The organism is Pseudoduganella sp. RAF19, from assembly GCF_052114165.1.
In the GTDB taxonomy this organism is placed as follows: Bacteria; Pseudomonadota; Gammaproteobacteria; order Burkholderiales; family Burkholderiaceae_D; genus Rugamonas.
This window is the reverse complement of record NZ_JBFREF010000002.1, coordinates 184,546-205,034: the sequence shown is the minus strand read 5'-3', so window position 1 is coordinate 205,034 and position 20,489 is coordinate 184,546. Positions and strand designations below refer to the sequence as shown.

General features: G+C 61.9%; 21 protein-coding genes. 6 read left to right on the top strand and 15 right to left on the bottom strand.

Features of this window, described 5'->3' with window-relative positions; translation table 11 throughout:
• Positions 1 to 45 precede the first annotated feature (45 nt).
• Positions 46 to 393: a GFA family protein gene (locus AB4Z19_RS05625; RefSeq protein WP_442029234.1), complete on the top strand. Its 348-nt coding sequence runs from the start codon at positions 46 to 48 to the stop codon at positions 391 to 393.
• Here AB4Z19_RS05625 and AB4Z19_RS05620 read toward each other — a convergent pair.
• Complete coding sequence (locus tag AB4Z19_RS05620; protein WP_442029231.1) at positions 390 to 1,313, bottom strand: LysR family transcriptional regulator; 924 nt, start codon at positions 1,311 to 1,313, stop codon at positions 390 to 392. The two genes, AB4Z19_RS05625 and AB4Z19_RS05620, sit on opposite strands and share 4 nt — an antisense overlap.
• Positions 1,314 to 1,391: 78 nt before the next feature.
• Here AB4Z19_RS05620 and AB4Z19_RS05615 point away from each other — a divergent pair, with 78 nt between their 5' ends.
• Positions 1,392 to 1,757: a DUF4870 family protein gene (locus AB4Z19_RS05615; protein ID WP_442029232.1), complete on the top strand. Its 366-nt coding sequence runs from the start codon at positions 1,392 to 1,394 to the stop codon at positions 1,755 to 1,757.
• A 12-nt stretch (positions 1,758 to 1,769) separates the two neighbouring features.
• On the opposite strand, the gene AB4Z19_RS05610 is transcribed toward AB4Z19_RS05615, so the two are convergent.
• From AB4Z19_RS05610 to AB4Z19_RS05585, 6 genes are all read right to left on the bottom strand, one after another.
• Positions 1,770 to 2,933 (bottom strand): cystathionine beta-lyase, encoded by a 1,164-nt coding sequence (locus AB4Z19_RS05610; RefSeq protein ID WP_442034592.1) that lies wholly within the window; start codon positions 2,931 to 2,933, stop codon positions 1,770 to 1,772.
• Between the two features lie 75 nt (positions 2,934 to 3,008).
• Entirely contained in the window at positions 3,009 to 4,400 is a 1,392-nt protein-coding gene (gene rimO, locus AB4Z19_RS05605) for a 30S ribosomal protein S12 methylthiotransferase RimO (protein WP_442029514.1), read from the bottom strand.
• 193 nt (positions 4,401 to 4,593) lie between these two features.
• Positions 4,594 to 5,154: a polyhydroxyalkanoate synthesis repressor PhaR gene (gene phaR / locus AB4Z19_RS05600; protein WP_442034590.1), complete on the bottom strand. Its 561-nt coding sequence runs from the start codon at positions 5,152 to 5,154 to the stop codon at positions 4,594 to 4,596.
• Positions 5,155 to 5,341: 187 nt separating this feature from the next.
• Positions 5,342 to 7,063, bottom strand: a complete 1,722-nt coding sequence (gene phaC, locus AB4Z19_RS05595; protein ID WP_442029263.1) for a class I poly(R)-hydroxyalkanoic acid synthase — start codon at positions 7,061 to 7,063, stop codon at positions 5,342 to 5,344.
• 239 nt (positions 7,064 to 7,302) lie between these two features.
• Positions 7,303 to 8,079 (bottom strand): peptidoglycan editing factor PgeF, encoded by a 777-nt coding sequence (pgeF, locus tag AB4Z19_RS05590; RefSeq protein WP_442034588.1) that lies wholly within the window; start codon positions 8,077 to 8,079, stop codon positions 7,303 to 7,305.
• The gene (locus AB4Z19_RS05585) at positions 8,063 to 9,127 is read right to left on the bottom strand and encodes an RluA family pseudouridine synthase (protein WP_442021893.1); all 1,065 of its coding nucleotides are present in this window, start codon (positions 9,125 to 9,127) and stop codon (positions 8,063 to 8,065) included. The genes pgeF and AB4Z19_RS05585 overlap by 17 nt, the downstream gene beginning before the upstream one ends.
• Before the next feature lie 101 nt (positions 9,128 to 9,228).
• Between AB4Z19_RS05585 and AB4Z19_RS05580 the strand changes: the two genes are divergently transcribed.
• Positions 9,229 to 10,029 carry an outer membrane protein assembly factor BamD gene (locus AB4Z19_RS05580; RefSeq protein ID WP_442021895.1) on the top strand — a complete coding sequence of 267 codons (801 nt, stop codon included), beginning with the start codon at positions 9,229 to 9,231 and terminating at the stop codon, positions 10,027 to 10,029.
• A gap of 62 nt (positions 10,030 to 10,091) precedes the next feature.
• On the opposite strand, the gene yaaA is transcribed toward AB4Z19_RS05580, so the two are convergent.
• On the bottom strand, positions 10,092 to 10,862 hold the full coding sequence (gene yaaA, locus AB4Z19_RS05575; RefSeq protein ID WP_442021897.1) for a peroxide stress protein YaaA: 771 nt from the start codon (positions 10,860 to 10,862) through the stop codon (positions 10,092 to 10,094).
• 37 nt (positions 10,863 to 10,899) lie between these two features.
• On the opposite strand from yaaA, the gene AB4Z19_RS05570 reads away from it, so the two are divergent.
• The 3 genes from AB4Z19_RS05570 to AB4Z19_RS05560 are packed head-to-tail and all read left to right on the top strand — an operon-like array spanning position 10,900 to position 13,585.
• Positions 10,900 to 11,337 carry a putative toxin-antitoxin system toxin component, PIN family gene (locus tag AB4Z19_RS05570; protein ID WP_442021899.1) on the top strand — a complete coding sequence of 146 codons (438 nt, stop codon included), beginning with the start codon at positions 10,900 to 10,902 and terminating at the stop codon, positions 11,335 to 11,337.
• 57 nt (positions 11,338 to 11,394) lie between these two features.
• Complete coding sequence (locus AB4Z19_RS05565; RefSeq protein ID WP_442021901.1) at positions 11,395 to 12,576, top strand: pyridoxal phosphate-dependent aminotransferase; 1,182 nt, start codon at positions 11,395 to 11,397, stop codon at positions 12,574 to 12,576.
• Between the two features lie 19 nt (positions 12,577 to 12,595).
• Positions 12,596 to 13,585: an HD-GYP domain-containing protein gene (locus AB4Z19_RS05560; RefSeq protein ID WP_442034586.1), complete on the top strand. Its 990-nt coding sequence runs from the start codon at positions 12,596 to 12,598 to the stop codon at positions 13,583 to 13,585.
• Positions 13,586 to 13,634: 49 nt separating this feature from the next.
• On the opposite strand, the gene AB4Z19_RS05555 is transcribed toward AB4Z19_RS05560, so the two are convergent.
• From AB4Z19_RS05555 to pilM, 7 genes are read right to left on the bottom strand one after another with little or no spacing between them, the layout of a single operon-like run.
• Positions 13,635 to 15,038: a tetratricopeptide repeat protein gene (locus AB4Z19_RS05555; protein WP_442034584.1), complete on the bottom strand. Its 1,404-nt coding sequence runs from the start codon at positions 15,036 to 15,038 to the stop codon at positions 13,635 to 13,637.
• Positions 15,035 to 15,922, bottom strand: a complete 888-nt coding sequence (locus AB4Z19_RS05550) for an ExeA family protein (protein ID WP_442021907.1) — start codon at positions 15,920 to 15,922, stop codon at positions 15,035 to 15,037. Before AB4Z19_RS05550 ends, AB4Z19_RS05555 begins: the two co-directional genes overlap by 4 nt.
• Positions 15,922 to 17,676, bottom strand: coding sequence for a pilus (MSHA type) biogenesis protein MshL (gene mshL, locus AB4Z19_RS05545; protein ID WP_442021909.1), 1,755 nt, complete (start codon positions 17,674 to 17,676; stop codon positions 15,922 to 15,924). The genes AB4Z19_RS05550 and mshL overlap by 1 nt, the downstream gene beginning before the upstream one ends.
• The gene (locus AB4Z19_RS05540) at positions 17,673 to 18,032 is read right to left on the bottom strand and encodes an MSHA biogenesis protein MshK (protein ID WP_442021911.1); all 360 of its coding nucleotides are present in this window, start codon (positions 18,030 to 18,032) and stop codon (positions 17,673 to 17,675) included. The genes mshL and AB4Z19_RS05540 overlap by 4 nt, the downstream gene beginning before the upstream one ends.
• On the bottom strand, positions 18,029 to 18,709 hold the full coding sequence (locus tag AB4Z19_RS05535; RefSeq protein WP_442034582.1) for a hypothetical protein: 681 nt from the start codon (positions 18,707 to 18,709) through the stop codon (positions 18,029 to 18,031). The genes AB4Z19_RS05540 and AB4Z19_RS05535 overlap by 4 nt, the downstream gene beginning before the upstream one ends.
• Positions 18,706 to 19,425, bottom strand: coding sequence for a hypothetical protein (locus AB4Z19_RS05530; protein WP_442021915.1), 720 nt, complete (start codon positions 19,423 to 19,425; stop codon positions 18,706 to 18,708). The genes AB4Z19_RS05535 and AB4Z19_RS05530 overlap by 4 nt, the downstream gene beginning before the upstream one ends.
• A complete protein-coding gene (gene pilM, locus AB4Z19_RS05525) occupies positions 19,422 to 20,366 on the bottom strand; it encodes a pilus assembly protein PilM (protein ID WP_442021917.1) in 945 nt (314 codons plus the stop codon). The genes AB4Z19_RS05530 and pilM overlap by 4 nt, the downstream gene beginning before the upstream one ends.
• Positions 20,367 to 20,489: the final 123 nt, after the last annotated feature.

The following is a 20,489-nucleotide window of genomic DNA, read 5'->3' as shown; positions in this document are numbered from 1 at the left end:
GCGAGTATCATTCGCTAAACACGAACGTTAATAAGGAGACAAGCCATGCAATACAAAGGCAGCTGCCACTGTGGCAACGTGGCATACGAAGTCGAAGGCGAGATCACCGGCGCCATGGCCTGCAACTGCTCCATGTGCCAGCGCAAGGGTTCCCTGCTGTGGTTCGTGCCGCGCGCGCAATTCAAACTGACGACGCCGGAAGAAAACGCCAGCACTTATCTTTTCAACAAACACGTGATCCAGCACCGCTTCTGCCCGAAGTGCGGCATTCACCCTTACGCGGAAGGCGTGGACAAGAACGGCAACAAGATGGCGGCGATTAATGTGCGCTGCCTGGAGGGCATCGACCTCGATTCGATCCCGGTCAAACACGTAGACGGCCGCGCCTACTAAGCCTTGACGCGTGCTTCCGCGCTGCGCAGGTGTTCGAACAGCGCCTTCGTTACCGGCGACAGGCTTTCCTCGTCGCGGATGACAATCTTCAGCTCGCGCTCGGCCCAGTCTTCATTGAGATCGACTGACACGAGCCCGAGCTGGCGTCCAATCGCCACGAAGACCTCATAAGGCAGCAGGCCGATGCCCATGCCCACTTGCGCCATCCTGCACACGGCATCGAAGCCCGGCACGTGAATCGGCACCCGCAGCGTGCGCCCAGCCGCGCGCGCCTCGAGGTGCATGCGCGTGTTGATCGAGCTGTTGACGTGCAGGCCCACGTGGTCGTATTCCAGCGTTTCGGCAAACGCCACACAGCCGCGCTTTGCCAGCGCATGGTCTGCGCGCATCACCAGCACCAGCTTGTCGAGGCGGTAAAGCTCCGTGCGCAGCGCGCGCGTGTCGACGTCGCCGGAGCAGATGCCGATGTCGGCCCAGCTGTCCTCCACACCGCGCACCACGTTATCGCTCGGACGCTCTTCCAGATCCAGCCGCACCTGGGCGTGCTGCGCCATGAAGTCGCGCAGGTCCTCGGGCAGGAATTCAATGATGGCGGACAAATTGGCCACCATGCGCACATAACCGCGCACACCCTGCGCGTGTTCGGCCAGTTCAACGCCGATCTTCTCCACACTGAGCAGCATGCGGCGCGCGTGGGTCAGCAGGGTTTCACCGGCGGGCGTGAGCACCATGCCGCGCGTCTTGCGCACAAAGAGCGGCACATTGAGCGCCTGCTCCAGTTCCACCAGCCGTTTGCTGGCTGCGGACACCGCGATGGCTTCACGTTCGGCAGCGCGCGTCAGCGTGCCCTCCTCGTGGACAGCGAGGAAAAGTTGCAGGGTTGTCGGATCGAGGCGACGGAGCAGGTTCAGGTAAGCCATTCCCTACTTTACCAAAATGCGCCCAACGCTTGTCAAGATGGCTATAATTGCATTAGCAAATTCGCAAGGAGCACAGCCATGGCACAAGAACTCATCCTCGATTCGCGTACCGACTCCGCCAAGAACTGGGCGTGGTGGCTGTATCTCGGCCACGGCCTGAGCGTGTTCTTCACCTTGGGCGCGGCCTCGTGGATTCCCCTGATCCTGAACTACGTGAAGCGCTCCGAGAGCGAGGGCACCTTCATCCGCAGCCATCACACCTGGATGATCCGTTCCTTCTGGTGGTACCTGGTGTGGGTATTCGTGGGCTGGTGCCTGTTCATGACCATCATCGGCATTCCGTTGGCGTGGGTCACCTGGCTCGGCGCCTGGCTGTGGAAAATCTACCGGCTGCTGCGCGGCTGGTCCGCCCTCAACAACAACGAGCCAATGGACGTGTCATAACGCGCAGTGCGGTTACAGCCTGGCCAGCGCTTGTTCGATGTCGGCGATGAGGTCGGCGGGGTCTTCGAGGCCGATGTTAAAGCGGACCAAAGTGCCTGCATCGCTCCAGTTGCGGCGCATGGCCTGGATGCGGTAGGGAACGCACAGGCTGTGCGCGCCGCCCCAGCTATAGCCGATCTTGAACAGCTTGAGCGAATCGACGAAGCGGTCGGTTTGTTCTTCGCTGAACTTCGCGTCGAACAGCACGGAGAACAGGCCGCCGGCGCCGGTGAAGTCGCGCTTCCAGAATTCGTGGCCGGGGCAGTCTTCAAACGCAGGATGCAGGACCTTGCTGATTTCGGGACGCGACTTCAGCCACGTGGCCACTTTGCGGGCGCCGGCATCATGGGCTTCGAAGCGAAGTTTCATGGTCGGCAAGCCGCGCAACACGAGATAAGCATCGTCGGCACCGACGCCCATGCCGAGGCGCATATGGGCGATGGCCAAGCGATCGTGCAGCGAACGGTCACGCGTGATCAGGGCGCCCATCAGCACGTCCGAACCGCCGGACTGGTACTTGGTCAGCGCCTGCATGATGATGTCCACGCCGAGATCGAAGCCGCGCAGCGCCAGCCCTGCGGACCAGGTGTTATCCAGCGCCACCAACACGCCGCGCGCATGCGCCGCGGCGCTGATCGCGCGCAGATCCGGCACTTCCATCGACACGGAGCCCGGTGCCTCGGTCCAGATCAGTTTTGTATTCGGTTGGATCAGCCCGGCAATGCCGGCGCCGATCATCGGATCGTAATAGCGTGCGGTAATGCCGAAATCGGCCGTCAGCCATTTGCCCAGTTCGCGGTTCGGGTTGTAGACGTTATCCGGCAGCAGAACGTCGTCGCCGGTTTTCAGCAGCGCGAAGTCGACCATCGAGATCGCAGCAAGGCCGCTCGGCGCCAGCAGGCACTGCTCGCCATCTTCGATTTCAGCCAGGCGCGCTTCCAGCGTGAAGGTGGTCGGCGTGCCATGCAGACCGTAGGTATAGGCGTTCTTTTCTTTCCAGTCGCCGGAGCGCATGGCCGCCACGTCCTTGAACAGGACTGTCGACGCATGATGGATCGCGCTCGGAAAGGCCGCGAAGCCTTCCGGAGCGGTGTAATCGGTGTGGATTAGCTGGGTTTGGAGGTGCTTGGAGGTCATTTGCACATTTTAAACCACAGGCGTGAAGCTGGTGGCTGCCACATCGTGGCAGCCACCTGGGTTACGCCCTTGGTTTCAGAGCGCCTCGCCCCACAGGTCATGCGCGTCTGCGCGGGTGATTTCGACGTCGAAGAACTGGCCGACTGCCAGCTTCTTGTGCGGTTCGTATGGACGCTTCACGTGCACCACGCCATCGATTTCCGGCGCATCGGCAGCGGAACGGCCAACTGCGCCGCTTGGGGTCAGTTCGTCGATCAGGACCTTGATGGTCTTGCCGACCTTGGCCTGCAGGCGCTTGCGGGAAATCTCTTCCTGCAGCAGCATGACGCGGCCGCGGCGCTCTTCGCGCACTTCTTCCGGCACTGGATTAGCGATGTCGTTCGCGGTCGCACCTTCCACCGGCGAGTAGGCGAAGCAGCCCAGGCGGTCGATCTGCGCTTCTTTCAGGAAGTCCAGCAGGTATTCAAATTCGGCTTCGGTTTCGCCAGGGAAGCCGGCGATGAAGGTCGAGCGGATCACCAGCTCAGGATTCATCTCGCGCCACTTCAGGATGCGCTCCAGGTTCTTCTCGCCGGAAGCCGGACGCTTCATGCGCTTCAGCACATCAGGATGCGCGTGCTGCATCGGCACGTCCAGGTAAGGCAGCACGTGGCCGCCGCTCATCATCGGGATGATTTCGTCCACATGCGGATACGGGTAGACGTAGTGCAGGCGCACCCACGCGCCGTACTGCTTGGCCAGCTCGCCCAGGGCCTGGGTCAGCTGGGTCATGTGGGTCTTCACCGGACGGCCGTTCCAGAAGCCGGAGCGGAATTTCACGTCCACGCCGTAAGCGGAAGTGTCCTGCGAAATCACCAGCAGTTCTTTCACGCCGGCCTTGAACAGGTTCTCTGCTTCCAGCATCAGTTCAGCGATCGGACGCGACACCAGATCGCCGCGCATCGACGGGATGATGCAGAAGGAGCAGCGGTGGTTGCAGCCTTCGGAAATCTTCAGGTAAGCGTAGTGCTTCGGCGTCAGCTTCACGCCCTGCGGTGGCAGCAGGTCGATGAAGGGCTCGTGCGGCTTCGGCAGGTGGGTGTGGACTTCGGCCATCACCTCGCCCACGGCGTGCGGACCGGTCACGGCCAGCACTTTCGGGTGGATTTTCTGGATCAGGTCCTGGCCATCCGTGTCCTTCTTCGCGCCCAGGCAGCCGGTCACAATGACCTTGCCGTTTTCAGCGAGCGCCTCGCCGATCGCATCCAGCGATTCCTGCACGGCGGCGTCAATGAAGCCGCAGGTGTTGACGATCACCAGGTCGGCGCCATCATAGGATTTCGCGGTTTCGTAGCCTTCGGCACGCAGCTGGGTCAGGATCTGCTCGGAGTCGACCAGCGCTTTGGGGCAGCCGAGGGAAACGAAGCCTACCTTCGGGGCCGGAGCGCCTTCGGTGGGGGTGATGCGGGAGAGTGGCTTGGATTGCATGGGAGATAACTGAAAATCGGGCGCAATCGAGCATTATATCATTGCGCCGGCGGCGCATAATGAAACCTGCGGCCCCGAGCAGGTGGCTGACACTGGCTTTGTTGCACACGGGTCCGCCGAGGCCGACGATGGCGAGTGTCAGCCACCGGGTTTAAGCCTGCCAATAAAAAACCGGCCAGCGGCCGGTTTGCATTTATTTCTTGTCGTTCGACGGCGGGGGCGTCATGAACGGGAAGGCGCTGAACAGATTTTTGCTCTGGTTCTGCATCTGTTCCTGCATCTGCACGAACAGGCTCTTGCTCTGGTCGATGTAGTTGTTCATCATGCCCTGCATGATCGGGGCCTGGACGTTCATGAACTGGGTCCACATTTCCGGGCTGAAGGCCTTGCCATCCAGATTGGCCGCGCTGGCGGTGAATTTGCGCTGGATTTCGGTAAAGGCCTGGATATTCTTTTCGAGATAAGAACCCATCATGCCCTGCATGGCGTGGCCGTAGTAGCGGATGATCTGGGCCAGCATATCGGTCGAAAACATCGGCGCGCCGCTGGCCTCTTCTTCCAGAATAATCTGGAGCAGGATGCTGCGGGTCAGGTCTTCATTCGATTTGGCGTCGACGACCGTGAAGTCTTCCGCGTCGAGCACGAGTTGCTTCACATCCGTCAGGGTGATGTAGGAACTGGTCTGCGTATCGTAAAGACGGCGATTCGGATATTTCTTGATCAATCGTTCGGTACTTTTCTTTGCACTACTCATCACAAGTCCATTTATTGCGCCGCAGCGCGTTTACCTGCCGTTGATAATGTTTGCGAGCCTATTATAGATGTAAAAAATCGTGACAGGCAGCATAAGTTATAAGTTCGATGCCTGTTCTGATCATTATTGCAACGCAACTTAAATGACTTGAAGCCGGACCGGCAGGCAGTCCGGCCACTTTCTGTCATTAATCAGCTCTTACCTTTACGTAACGGCCCGGAGCGGCTTCGATCGGCTTGTGTTTGGTATTGCCGAGCTTGGCGCGCGCCTTCACTTGCTCGCCGCCGTGTTTGGCCAGGAAGCCCGACCATTCACCCCACCAGCTGCCGGGATGCTCGGTCGCCTTGCCGAACCACTCGTCCGCTGTCAGCGCCTTGCCGTCGTTGACCCAGTAGCTGCGCTTCTTCTTGGCGGCCGGATTGATCACGCCGGCGATGTGGCCGGAAGCGCCCAGCACGAAGCGGTTATTTTCCGGCTTTTTCGGGTTCAGGATGCGCAAGGAGTCGAAGGCGGACTGCCACGGCACGATGTGATCTTCCCTCGAACCATAGATGAAGGCGGGGGTGTCGATTTTCGAGAGGTCGATCTTCTCGCCGGCCACTTTTACTTTACCCGGCACTTTCAGGTTATTTTCCAGATAGGTCTGGCGCAGATACCAGCAGAACATCGGCCCCGGCAGATTGGTCGAGTCCGAGTTCCAGTACAGCAGGTCGAACGGCGGCGGCTCGTTGCCCTTCAGGTAGTTGGACTGCACATAATTCCACACCAGGTCGTTCGGACGCAGGCTGGAGAAAGTGCTGGCCAGGTCGCGCCCCATCATCAGGCCGCCATTGGCGAGGGTCTGTTCGCGCAGCTGCACTTGCGGCTCGTCCACGAATACCTGCAGCACGCCGGTATCCCGGAAGTCGAGGAAGGTGGTCAGCAAAGTCAGGCTGGAGGCCGGATGTTCGCCGCGTGCGGCCAGCACGGCCAGCGCGGTGGACAGCAGCGTGCCGCCGATGCAGAAGCCCAGCATATTCAACTGGTCCTGCTTGACGATTTCGCGGGCAACGTTGATGGCGTTGATCACGCCCTGCTCGATGTAATCGTCAACCGAGGCCTTATTGATCGAGGCATCGGTCGGATTGCGCCAGGAAACCAGGAACACGGTATTGCCCTGCTCTACGCCGTAGCGCACCAGCGAATTTTCCGGCTGAAGGTCGAGAATATAGAATTTGTTGATGCACGGCGGGACGATCAGCAAAGGACGCTCGGCCACGGTGTCGGTCTTCGGCGCGTACTGGATCAGCTGGAACAGCTCGTTCTCGCACACCACCTGACCCTCGGTGGTCGCCAGGTTGCGGCCCACTTCAAAGGCCTTTTCGTCGGACAGCGAAATATGGCCCTTCTGCATATCGCCCAGCATATTGGCCAGGCCCTTGGTCAGGCTTTCGCCCTTGGTTTCGATCAGCTTGGCCTGCGCTTCCGGATTCGTAGCCAGGAAGTTGGCGGGCGACATGGCGTCCACAATCTGCTGCACGGCAAAGCGGATTTTCTGCTTCTGGTGCGGGGTCGCATCCACGGCTTCCGCCATGGCGGTGAGGAATTTGGCGTTCAGCAGGTATGATGCTGCATGAAACGCCGACACAGGATTGCCCTGCCAGGCTTCCGAGGAGAAACGGCGGTCTTTGACAGCCGGGGCTTTGCCGCCCATGAACTCCTGGAAGAGCTGGCCGAATTCGGTCATGTACTCGTTTTTGAGCTTTTCCAGCACATCCGGTTTGACGGACGCGCCAGCGTCACGCAACAGTGCGGAGCCCGGGATTACATCCATTTCCGGCATCATCTTGAACCAGGATTGCCACTGGTTGGGGTCGCTGATCTGCGCCATCCATGCGTTGGCAATGACTTGCGGGTCGGGCATGTTCATATTGAGTCCAATTCGAGTGTTGAATTACTAAAAACCTAGACTGCTTATGTGGATTGTTGCTGTTGCCTGGATCTACGTCGTTCTTCTCATGGCGTTCACGGAACCCTCCGTGGTCGCCGGGATCATGACCTTCCTGCTTTATTGTGTGTTGCCTTTAGGGATACTATTTTATCTAACGGGAGGTAAAGCTCGCAAACGCAAGCGAGCTGCTCAAGCGAAACCGCCTGAAATTCCCCCATCTACTTGATCCATATCAAGCTGGCTTGACGGCCGGTGACCTTGTCACGGCGGTAGGAGTAGAAGGTGCCGGGTTCGCTGACCGTGCAGCGATCGCCGCCGGCGACGCGGCGCACACCGGCACGGGCCAGGGCCAGACGCGCCAGGGCGTAGATATCGGCCAGGAATTTGTCGCCGCGCGGCTGGAAGGCCAGCTGTGCGCTGGCGTCGCGGACAAGGAAGGCGTCCAGCACTTCCGGGCCGACTTCGAACTGCGTGGGGCCGATGGCAGGACCCAGCCAGGCGGTGATTTCCGTGGCGCCGGCCGTGCGCATGGCCTCCACCGTGTCTTCAAGAATGCCTGCGGCCAGTCCGCGCCAGCCGGCGTGCGTGGCGCCGACCACGCGGCCTTCGAGATCGGCAAACAGCACCGGAAGACAGTCGGCAGTCTGAATGGCGCAGATCACGCCCGGCTGGCGGGCAATGCTGGCGTCGGCAGTCGGCACGCCGGCTTCCGCATCAGCTGCCGTGGCGGCGTCCACCACGATGGTGCCATGCACCTGGGATAGCCACACCGGTTCGGCCGGCAGCTCGGCGCGCAGCAGCGCCCGGTTGCGCGCCACGTTTTCCGGCGCATCCCCGACGTGAACGCCGAGGTTCAGGCCGCGGCCGCCCTGCCCGTCCCCGTATGGCGCGGGGCTGACGCCGCCACGCCGGGTGGTGCAGAGGAAGCCGATATTGGCCGGGGCATCCGGCCAGTCGGGGACCAGCCAGGGAGAAGCATCACTCTTCGTCGTCAAAATCGTCGTCTTCGTAATCGTAGTCGTCGTGTTCGTCGTCCTGGCCGGCGTTCTCGTCCGGTTCCTCGATATTCGCGCGGGCCAGCAATTCCTTGAAGTCATCCGCCAGCTCGACCATCCATTCCATCGGCTCGCCGGTATGCGGATGAATCAGCCCCAGGCGGCGCGCCTGCAGTGCCTGGCGCGGGAACACATTGGTCAGGTGCGGCTTGCCGTACACATAATCGCCGATCAGCGGGAAGCCCAGGTGCGCCATGTGGACGCGGATCTGGTGGGTGCGGCCAGTTTCCAGGCGGCACTGAACCAGGCTGACCGGACGACGGTCCAGCGAACCTTCCGCCAGGCGCTTGTAATGGGTAATCGCCGGCTTGGAGCCCATGCTGGTGGATACAGCCATCTTAACGCGCTCACGCGGATGGCGGCCCATCGAGGCGTCAATCGTGCCGGACAGATGAGGCGTACCCCACACCAGGCACCAGTATTCACGCTTCACGGTACGGGCTTGCAGCTGGCGCACCAGGTCGGTCTGGGTGGCCAGGTCCTTGCCGACCACCATCAGGCCGGAAGTATCCTTGTCCAGGCGGTGCACGATGCCCGCGCGCGGCACGCCGCTCAGCTGCGGTGCGTGGTGCAGCAGGCCGTTCAGCAGCGTGCCGGACCAGTTGCCCGCGCCCGGATGCACCACCAGCCCGGCCGGCTTGTTGACCACGATCAGGTAATCGTCCTCGAAGACGATGTTCAGTTCCATCGGCTCCGGCTCGAAGGCCACATCCTCCGGCGCCGGCTGCGGGTTGACGACCACTTTCTCGTCGCCATACACTGTGGCGCGCACCTTGGCTGGCTTGCCGTCCACCGTAACATGGCCCTCTTCGATCCATTGTTGCAGACGGCCACGCGAGAACTGGGGCACCAGACGGGCCACCACCTTGTCCAGGCGTTCACCGCAGACTTCCGACGTCAGTTCCAGTTCGATCGGGGCCAGCGGGTCGCCCGCTTCACCGGGCAACAGGTCACCGTCAAACTCGGCATCAAATTCTTCGTCGGACAATTGTTCTGCCGAATTAGGCTCACGATTCAATATCACAGCATTCCCATAGGCTATAATCAGCCAATTGTAGTTTTTGTTTAAACGTTTCCTTGCACATCAACATGCAAAAAAAATTTTCGGTAGTTGCAGCAACCGTTGTACTGCTTAGTTTGTCGGCTTGTGGTTTGTTACCAGACAAAGTCGACGAGACCAAAGGCTGGTCCGCAACGAAATTATACTCGGAGGCCAAGGACGAATTGGAGGGCGGCCACTACGAGCGCGCTATTCAGCTGTTCGAACGCCTGGAGTCCAGCTACCCGTTTGGCACCTATGCGCAACAGGCGCAGATGGAAATCGCCTACGCCTACTATAAGTCGCAGGATCAGGCTCAGGCCCTGGCCGCAGTGGAACGTTTCATCAAACTGCACCCGAATCACCCGAACGTCGACTATATGTACTACCTGCGCGGCCTGGTCAACTTCAACGACCAGCTGGGCGTGCTGAACTTCATTTACGAGCAGGACCCTGCCGAGCGCGACCCGAAAGCGACCCGCGAGTCCTTCGCCGCGTTCAAGGAACTGGTCCAGAAGTTCCCGGACAGCCAGTACGCGCCGGACTCCATCGACCGCATGAAGTACCTGATCAACGCGATGGCCAAGTATGAAATCTATGTGGCGCGTTATTACTACCGCCGCGGCGCCTACCTGGCGGCCGTGAACCGCGCCCAGGGCGTGGTGACCGATTTCAGCGATTCCCCGGCTATCGAGGAAGCGCTGGCGATCATGGTGCGCGGCTACGACAAGATGGGCAACGAGACGCTGCGCGACGATGCCCTGCGCGTGCTCAAGAAAAACTTCCCTGAGAGCAAGTTACTGGAAGGCCCGGTCAAGGGCGAGCGTCCGTGGTGGAAGTTCTGGGGTTAAAACCCTAAGAGCCGGGTCGGACCCAAGGGTCTGACCCTTTGGGTCTGACCCGAAGTTCGGGCTTAAGCCGCCAATCGGCGGCGGAACACCCAGTTGCGCTCGTCCGAGACCGCAGGCTCGAACGCATAGCCGTCCACCTCAAACTTCTTCAGCTTCTGCGGATCGGTGATGCCCTTCACTGCCGCGTAGCGCGCCATCATGCCGCGTGCACGTTTGGCGAAGAAGGAAATGACTTTGTACTTGCCGTTCTTCCAGTCCTCGAAGTTCGCCGTAATGACGGGAACAGCCAGCTTCTTCGGCTTGACCGACTTGAAATACTCTTCCGACGCCAGGTTCACCAGCACCTCAGCGCCCTGCTCTTCGGCCGAGCGGTTCAGCGCATCCGTGATGGTGTCGCCCCAGAACTCGTACAAGCTCTTGCCGCGCGCAGTCTTCAGGCGGGTACCCATTTCCAGGCGGTGCGGATGAATCAGGTCCAACGGCTTCAGCATGCCGTACAGGCCGGACAGGATGCGGATACGCGACTGGGTGTAATCGAGCTGCTTGCCGGTCATCGAGCGCGCATCCAGGCCGTCATAAACGTCGCCATTGAAGGTCATGACCGCCTGGCGCGCTTCGGCGGTGTCCCTGGTCCACGAGGCATAGCGCGCCACGTTCAGCGTCGACAGCGCATCGGACAGCTCCATCAGCTCGCCCAGCTGCGCCGGCGTAAACTCGCGCAGGTGGTCGATCAGCTGGGCTGAATGATCGAGAAATGCAGGCTGGGTGTGAAGCTTGGTGGTCGGCGGGGTTTCCAGGTCAAGACTTTTTGCAGGCGAAAGCACTATCAGCATAAGATTCCAACAAATACATCAAAACAAAATAGCCGACATGATAACCGCTCCAGCAAAACGCATCGTCATCGACACCAATGTTTGCCTCGATTTATTCGTTTTCCAGGACCCGCGCTGGGCCGCGCTGCTGGAAGCGATCGAAAACGGCACGGTCGAAGCGATCACCCGCGCCGACTGCCGCAACGAATACCTCTTCGTCCTGCACTACAAGCATCTGCCGCTGACCGACGAAACCCGTCCGCTCAGCGCCGAACGGTTCGATAAGCTGATCAAGGTGGTGGCGCCGCCCGAATCCGGCGCGCGCCTGCCGGTCTGCACCGATAAGGATGACCAGAAGTTCCTGGAACTGGCGCGCGACGCCAATGCGGACATTCTCATCACCAAGGACAAGGCCCTGCTCAAGCTGGCCAAGCGCCTGGCCAAGGCCGGCATGTTCAAGGTCATGCAGCCGGAAAAATGGAGCCTGGAGGCTTAAGGGAATTCGTCCTTTTGCGGCAACACACGGCGCGGGCGGCTGCGCTAGAATGGTGTAATGAACAACCGTCACGTCCCTCCGTACACGCCGCATCTGGCCACCCGCCTGCCCGCCGTTGGCACCACCGTTTTCAGCCGCATGTCCTCGCTGGCCGTGCAGCACGGCGCCGTCAACCTCGGCCAGGGCTTCCCTGATTTTGCCTGCGATCCCAAGCTGGTCGACATGGTCTCCGCGGCCATGCGCGAAGGCTTCAACCAGTACCCGATGGGCATTGGCGCGCCGGTGCTGCGCAAAGCCATCGTCGAGAAGATCGCTGCCACTTATGGCCACAGCTATGACGTGGACAGCGAAATCACCGTCACCCCGGGCGCCACCGAAGGCCTGACCACGGCCATCCTGTGCGCCGTGCATCCCGGCGACGAAGTGATCGTGATCGAACCGGCCTACGACAGCTATATGCCGGCCATCGAACTGGCCGGCGGCGTGGTGGTGCCGGTGCAGATGGAAGTAGCGCCGCATGGTGGCTTCAGCATTCCCTGGGACCGCGTCGGCGCCGCAGTATCGCCGCGCACGCGCATGATCATCCTCAATACGCCGCACAATCCGACCGGCAGCGTGCTGCGCGCGGCGGATATGCTCTCGCTGTGCGACATCGTGCGCGGCACCGAGATCCTGATCCTGTCGGATGAAGTGTACGAACACATGGTCTACGACGGCCATCGCCATGAGTCGATGTGCCGCTATCCCGAACTGGCGGCGCGCAGCTTTGTGGTGTCCAGCTTCGGCAAGACGTACCACGTGACAGGCTGGAAAATCGGCTATGTTGCGGCGCCCGCGCCGCTGATGGCGGAATTCCGCAAGGTCCACCAGTACAACGTCTTTTCGGTCAACACGCCGATGCAGCACGGGATCGCGGCTTATATGGCCGACCCATCGCCGTACCGCGAACTGCCCGATTTTTATCAGCGCAAGCGCGACCTGTTCCGCGATGGGCTGAAAAACAGCCGCTTCGAACTGCTGCCTGCCGATGGCACCTACTTCCAGTGCGTGCGCTACGACGGCATTTCTTCAATGACGGAAGCGGATTTCGCGGAGTGGCTGACCACCGAAATCAAGGTGGCGGCGATTCCAGTCTCGGCCTTCTATCGCGAGGCGCGCGAATCGGGCATCGTACGCTTCTGCTTTGCGAAGAAAGACGAAACACTGGCGCTGGCCCTGGAGCGGCTGGCGCGCATTTAGAAAAATGCAGGGGACGATCATGAACCAGCACCTGAGCAGTCTGCACGATCTCTCAATCGACGATACGCGGCACCTGTACCCGCCGGTGTCGGTGCTGCATGAACTGAACCTGGCCAATAAGCGCCTGGAAAAGCTGCTGACCGACCTGCGCAACGAACACAATGCGGATGCGGACCTGCGCAATATCGCGCGCGAAGTCGGACGCGCCGTCGAGGTGAATCCGGACATCGCGCTCGCCAGCGTTTTCCTGAACCAGATCGCCGGTTCCTATGCGGTGCGCCACTGCATTGAAACGGCGGTGGTGGTGGTGCTGGTCGCGCGCGGTCTGGCCCGCACGCCCAGCGAAGTGCTGTCGCTGACGGCGGCGGCGCTGACCATGAACGTGGGCATGATCCGCCAGCAGGATAATTTCCAGTGCAAGATGGGCTGCCTTGACGATGATGAAATGGCGCTGGTGCGGCGCCATCCTGCCGAAAGCGCGGAGCTGCTGAAATACGCGGGCGTGGAAGATGACGAATGGATCTCGGCGGTGCTGCTGCACCATGAGAATGACGACGGCACCGGCTACCCGGAAGGCAAGTCGCGCGAGCAGATCACGCAGAATGCCCGCCTGATCAGCCTCGCCGACCGCTACTGCGCGCAGGTCTCGGCGCGCAATTACCGCTGCTCGTTGCCGCCGGACGAGGCCATGGACAAAGTGCTGGCGGATACCGCGCACATGTCCGATCCGGTGCTGGCGGAACAGTTCCGCCGCCAGCTGGGCAAATATCCGCCGGGCTGCCTGGTGCGGCTGGCCAATGGCGAAACGGGCGTGGTGACGCAGCGCGAGTCGGCGCAGGGCGTGATCGAAGTGCGCTGCCTGCGCGACAGCTCAGGCAAGACGATTCCAATCGCCCTGCACCGCCACACCAATCAGCCCGACTGTGCGATCGAGGCTGTGCTCAGCGAGGATGATGCGGAACTGCGCTTCAGCATGAAGCAGATCTGGGGCGCCCAGGCGGCGCTGTAAATCGGCGGATCAATGATCCGCCCTACGCTGCGGCGCTCCGTAGGGCGGGTCATTGACCCGCCGGCTGCTGAAGCTTGCGCTCAACGAAGGCTTGCAACTCCGGGGTCAACCTGCCTGAATCGCGGGCATGTACAAACGCATCGTGCGCCTCGGCCGCGCGCTTGTCGGCCTGCAGCGAAATCCCCAGCCCCATCCACCACACCCCGTTTGATGGCTGCAGCTTCAGCGCAGCCTGATATTGCTCGACCGCTTCATGATTGCGCTGCGTACGCTGCAGCATCCCCGCCAGCAATGCGCGGTACTCTGCGTTGCCGGACGCATACTGGAGGCCGCGCTGCAGCGTTTCGATCGCCGGTCCACCCTGCTCGCTTTGAAGCCTTGCCAGCAGCATGGTCATATTGGATTGACGCGGATCGAGGCTGATCGCAAATTGCAAATGCCGGATCGCGTCGGCATACTGCTTGCGCTCGACCAGCAAGCCAACCAGCGTCTGGCGCGCAGCGTCGTGGCGCGGATACAGATACACCGCCTGCTCCAGCCCCGCCACCGCCTCGCTCACACGGCCATCCTGCAGCGCGCCCAGTGCGCGCCGATATTCATTCTCCGCCCGCTGCTGCGAGCCGACAGCATACTCCTCAGCGGCCCCGCCAGCACCAGCGGCACCGACGCCGCCCGCGGCGGAGCCACGCGCCTTGCGATCGGCCGCAGCAACATGCCTATCCGCCTTCGACGCAGCACCTCCATGTACACGCGCATCGCCCGCAACCCCGGACGCCGCTTTGCCAGTACCGGCGTAACCGCCCGTCTCGTGGCCGGACGCTGCTTTGCCGGCACTGGCGTAACCGCCCGCGTCATGCCCGGACGCCGCCATCGCTGCTCCAGGTGCCGCTCCGCCGGCACTGCCGTGGCCGGCGCCTTCGTGCCCGAACGCCGTCGCCGCTGCTGCGGTGGCGCTGCCGGCCGTGCGGCGTGGCTTAGCAGCCAGCTCCTGTGGCGCGCGCGAGGCCACGTCCGCGCGGCCTGCGTCTGCTGCGGGCACGGTTCGCTCCGTGCTCGCCGCGTCGTGCGCCTGTGCATCGCGAGCCGCTTTGTCGGCAGCCAGCTGGCGCGCACGGGCCAGGGATTGCATTGCCTGCTCATCGCTGAGCGCCGCACCAACGGCCGTGGCTTGAGCGACCTGTGCGACCTTGCTTGCCGGCGCGGCAGCCGCGGCGCGCGGCGGCACGGTCACTGTTTGCGCGGCGGGCGCTGATGACGGTTTGCGCAGGTACTGCCATCCCGCATAGCCCGCCCCTGCCAGCACGACGACCAGCACGCCCGCGCCAGCGGCCATGCCGGTGCGTGGCCAGCGGTCCGGCTGCGAGACGGGACGCACTTCGACCGGCGCGCCAGTTCCCTGGGCGCCGCCACCGCGGGCGTCCAGATCCTGCAGCATCTTGTTGATCAGGCTCATTTGATGAACGCCCAGGCTACGCTGGCGACAGCGATCAGGCCCGCCGCACCGGCCATCCACGGCCACCACCATCCCTGGCTAGCTGCCGTGTCTTTGACGGCCAAACCGACATGGCGGCGATCCACCTGATGTTTGCCTTCGCCATACGCCAGCAGCATCGCCTTATGCGCCAGAATATTCACGAGGCGCGGAATGCCGCCGCTGGCCGCGTACAAGCGCGCGACCGCGCTGCGCGAAAACAGGCGAGCACCCGCGAAGCCCGCCACGCGCAGGCGATGCGCCAGATAAAACTCCAGATCATCGCGCGACAAAGCCCCCATGTGATAGTGGAAGGTAATGCGCTGCGCCAGCTGGCGGATCGACTCGGTCGCCAGATGCTTGTTCAACTCAGGCTGGCCAAACAGCACGATCTGCAGCAGCTTGCGTTTCTCGGTTTCCAGATTTGTCAGCAGGCGCAAGGCTTCCAGGCTTTCCAGAGGAATCGCCTGCGCCTCGTCCAGGCACAGCACCACTTGCTTGCCCTGCGCCGCCAGCTCCATCAGGCGGAAAGTGATCGACTTCATCATCTGATGCTGGTCCACGTCGCGTGGCAGCGTCAGCTCCAGTTCATCGGCCAGCGCCAGCATCAGCGTGCGCGGCTCCAGATAAGGATTCGGGATATACGCCGTAACAAAGTTCTCGCCCAGCGTGGCCAGGAATTTGCGGCACAACAGCGTCTTGCCGGTGCCGACTTCGCCGGTAATCTTGATGAAGCCCTCGCCCGAGCGCATCGCCACCAGCAGCGTATTCAACGCCTCCTGCGACTGTGCGCTGGTGAAGAAATAGCTGGTGTCCGGCGTAATGCCGAACGGTGCCTCACCCAGCCCGAAGTGCGCTTCGTACATCAGCGGCCTCCACGCGCAGGATCCAGCGCCTTGATGCGGCGTTCGGTATCCTGCAAGTCCTCGTTCCAGCCGGCGTCGCTGTCGACGATGGTCGGCTTGATCAGCACCACCAGCTCGCGCTTCTGCACGGCTTCCTGCTTGTTGCCGAACAGGGCGCCGACAATCGGCAGGCTGCTCGTGCCGGGCAAGCCGGTGCGGTCCGAGGTCGTCGCCTGGCGCATCAGGCCACCGATGGCGACCACCTTGCCGTCCTGGCCGCGCACCATGCTGTCCATCTCGGACGTGGTGGACGATGCCAGCGGCAGATTCAGGTTGCCCACGCTGCCCAGATTGATGCTCTTGTTGACCGTCTCGACCTGGCTGACGGATGGATGCACGTGCAGGATGACGTTGCCGTGATCGTCGATCTGCGGCGTCACATCCAGCACCACGCCGGAGAAGAACGGCTGCAGCGTCACGTTCGGCGACACTGTGCCATTGCCCACCGCATTGGTGCTGGTGGTCGTGCTCACGCCGGTCACGAAGAATTCATCGGTACCGATCTTCAGCACGGCCTTCTGGTTATTCAGCGTGGCCACGCGAGGGCTGGACAGCACGTGCACCGTGCCCTGCGATTCGAGCATGGAAATCAGCGCCGCGAAATTACTGGTCTGGAAGGCCAGTCCGAACAGCGAACCGACAGCTTCCGCGCCGCTGCTCAGCGACGAACCGCTGTTGGCCGAGATACCTTTGGTGCCGCCCGTCGAAATCGCCGGCGGCACACCGGTGCTGCCGCGCACCAGCGGATTCAGCGAAGTGCCCGGCGACAGAATGCCGCCCGACAGCTTGCTGTTCGGGTTCTGCGTGAACACCGACCAGTTGATGCCGCTCTGGAAGCCGCTGTTCAACTCAACTTCGATGATCTTCGCTTCCAGGATTACCTGGCGCTCAACGGACAACTGGGTCGCCTTTAAATAGCGGTCCACTGCGCGCAGCTCGTCCGGCATGGCGCGCACCAGGATCACGCCCGACTGCGGCGAAATAATCACACTGCGGCCGCCTTCCTTGCTGCCGACGATGGCCTCCAGCGCCATCTTCAGCTCGCGCCAGAAATCGCTGTCCGAGGTGGTCAGCACATTGGTGGCATCGATGCGCGCATTGTTATTGCTGCCGCTGTTATTGTTATTCTGCGGCGCGGGGGTGCCGGTTTGCTGGCCGTTCTGGCCGTTGGTGTTGTTGACGTCCGCCACGGTGGTCGAATTCACGCGCACATTCGACATGCCCTGGCGCTTCGAGGTCAGATAGTTCACCTGGAACATGCGGGTCTGGATCGTCAGCGGACGAATATAGATCTTGGTCCCTTCGACCTTGTAGTCATAGCCATACAGCTCGCGCACCGCATCCAGCGCTTCGAACAAGGTTACGTCGCGCAGATTGGCGGTGATGGTGCCATCCACGTCCGGATGCACCAGCATGTTGTAGCGCGTGCCCGTCACCAGCGAATTGAAAAACTGGCGTGCCGGCACATTGTTGAAGGAGACATTGAACCGCTCTTCGAGGACCACGCGGGCTTTCGGCAGCTGGCTCGCCAGATCGCTCACCGGCGGCACCAGCGCGTTTGCGACCGCGTCGGGCTGGGCTTGCGGCGCGGCCTTGGTGGCTTGCGCCATCTGCTCCGTGATCTTGTCGTAGGCGCCGCGCGGCGGCGTGGTGGAGCATGCCCCCACGGTCATTAGTCCCGCCACTGCAGCCAGTTTGAAGAGGTTTCGCATCATTTATTCTCTGATTTCGTTTTTTGGCCGCTCGCTGCCATCGGGAACAGGTGCAGCACCTCGACCTGCTTGCCCCGGCGCAGAATCACTTCGTTTGCTTTGACTTCTTCCAGCACCGCGCCGTGGAACTTGTCGCCGCGGCGCAGGATCTCGCCATCGATCACGGCCACTTCCCTGCCCTGGTAACCTTTGCCGACCAGGACCGATTGCAGCTGCGGGCCTGCCGGCACCGCAGGCGCGGCATTGCCGGCCTGCGGCAGCATCGCTTCCGGCGGCGGACGCGTCGGGTCGGTCAGGCCCTGGGCCGATGCCAGCAACGGCAGCGCGGCGAACAGCAATGTCGGCAGACGCAGGCTCATAGCTTCATCCACTTCTCGTCCGGGCTCAGGGTGTAGAGCTTGAGCGTCAGCGTCACGTTCGGGTAAGCCAGAGCGTCCAGCCTGGCCTGGCCCCAGAACAGCTGCGACTGCAGTTTCTCCAGCGCCGCCATGTAATCCACCATATCGAGATAGCTGCCTTGCACAGTCACCTCCACACCGTGACGGTACAGCAGCTCGCGTCGTTTTGGCGCATTCTTGTCGGCCGGTGTGGCAGGTTTGTCGGATTTTTCGCTCAAGCCTTCAGTTGGCAAGGTGCGCAGCGAAATCAGTTTCAGCTTGCCATTCGAGCGCAGCATCTGCTCCAGCAGGCCAACCATCTTCTCCGGCGCCACCAGGCCATTCTTGACCGACACCAGCGACTCGCGCAATGCCATGCGCTGGGTGCCCAGGCTTTCAAGCTGCTGGCGAGCAGCCGCATCCGGGTCCACCGTAAAGGCCGCCACCACGGCAGTCACTTCCGCGTCGTTCGCCAGGGCCTGATTGTGCTGCTGATTGAGCTGCATGCGCAGCGACTGCTGGCGCGCGAAGACAGGCGCCAGAGCTGCGTTGTAGATTATGTACAGCAGCACGGCAAGCATGGCGGCGAAGATCATGACACGCTCACGCAGCGTCAGCGCGTCAACGCGGCCGCTGATCTTGTCCCACCACGGCTTCATTTGGACGCCTCCGCAGGCTGCGATTGCAGGCTGAATTCAACGAAAGGCGCGGCGGCGGGCGCGCTGCCACTGGCGCCGCCCGGCCCGGATGTCGCCGTCGCCGCGGCCACACCCTGCGCCGACGGCTGCACGGCCGCGCCAGGCGCACCAGTCATGGCAGCCATCGCCTCCGGCCGTCCCATCTGCAAGCTGCCAAACGTCTTCCCGTGCATGACCGGTTCCTGCGTCAAGCGCGCGATATAGCCTGGCACCAGCGTCGCCTGCATCGCCCTGCCTTGCACGGAGATATCCGTTCCGGCGCCGCTTATCGCAATGCCGGTCAGCCACAGGCCGTGCACGTTCTGCCGCGCAAAGGCGCGGAAATATTCGGCATAACCTTGGGTATTGCCCAAGCTGCCGCGCTGCAGGATGTTCTGCGCTTCGCGCATCGCCGCCAGATCGGCCTGCGCGGACGCCAGCTCCTCGGCCACCTGCTCGCTTTTCTTGCGCGGCACGAACTCGGCGCGCGCATGCGCCAGGCGGCCTTCGCTGGCGGTCAGCGCGGCTTTGCTAGCGGCCACTTCGTCTTCCAATTGCGCCGTGCGGTAATGGCCGAAGGCGGCCAGCGCCAGCGCGCCGGTCAGGATCAAGCCCAGCGTCTGCACCATCTGCCCGCTGGTGAAAATCTTCTTCTGGCGCAGGAAGATGGGATTGAACAGATTGATCTGCTGGCTCACGGCACCGTCTCCTCATGCCGCAGGGCCGCGCCCAGCGTCAGCAGATAGCGGATCTGCTCGCCGATATCCTGTAGCTGTGGCGCTTCCGAGAAGTCGAATATCTCGCTCAGCGACATCGCTTCCACCGGCACGTAGATGTTCTGCGCCAGGAAATCCTGCAAGCCGCTGGAACCGGTCGGCGCCAGCACCAAGCGCGACACGCTGATGAAGTGGAACTGGCGGTCAAAGTGATCGAGCGAGCGTTGCAGCTCCAGCGCGATGCGGTCGAAGTAGCCGTGGCGGCGCGTGGAATCGGAATCGTTCAACTGCTCCAGCGTAACGTCGATCTGACGCGCCAGGTACAGCTCGCCGTGGTAACTCACCGTCAGCAGGCCGCCCTGCGGGCCGAAGGTCAGCATGGCCAGGCCGCGTCCCGGCGTCTCCAGCAAGGCCGAGATATTGCGTTGCGCCATTTCGGGGATGTCGATCACGCTCAGCTCCACCTTGGCCTCATCGAACAGCGCCTGGCGCGACTGGATCAGCGAGTTGCGTGCGGCCACGGCAAACATCGAATGCGCGCGCGGCGCCGTGCCTTTTTCAACCGGCATGTCGAACACGTCGATGGTGGCGTCGTCGATGTGGAAATCCAGCATATCCTTGAGCCGCCAGCGTACCGCGGTCTTCAGCTCATCGGGCGCCACATTGGGCGCCTCCACCGTCAGCAGCTGATATTCGCCGGCGCCGAGCAGCGTCAGGCACTGATAGCCGGCGGCGCGCAACTCGCGCGCGAGCTTATCCAGCGCGTCCGGCGAGAAGCTCGGCGTTAGGGGCTGAAACGTGGCAATTTGAACAACTGGTTTGGCGTCGGCCCGGCGCTCCACGCTTGCTGCGCAGATGCCGTCTGCGAGAAAGGTGAAGACGAGTTTGCCATTCTTTTTTCTTGCTTTCGAGAAAAAGCGCATTCCACCAGTCTAAAGAGAAAATGTTACGGGAGGTATCCGTCGTAATGGCTTGATTATATTCAAGTTCACCTTGTCTTTTGAGTAAATTTACGTGTGCTGGTGAAAAAATATCGCTTTCTTGTT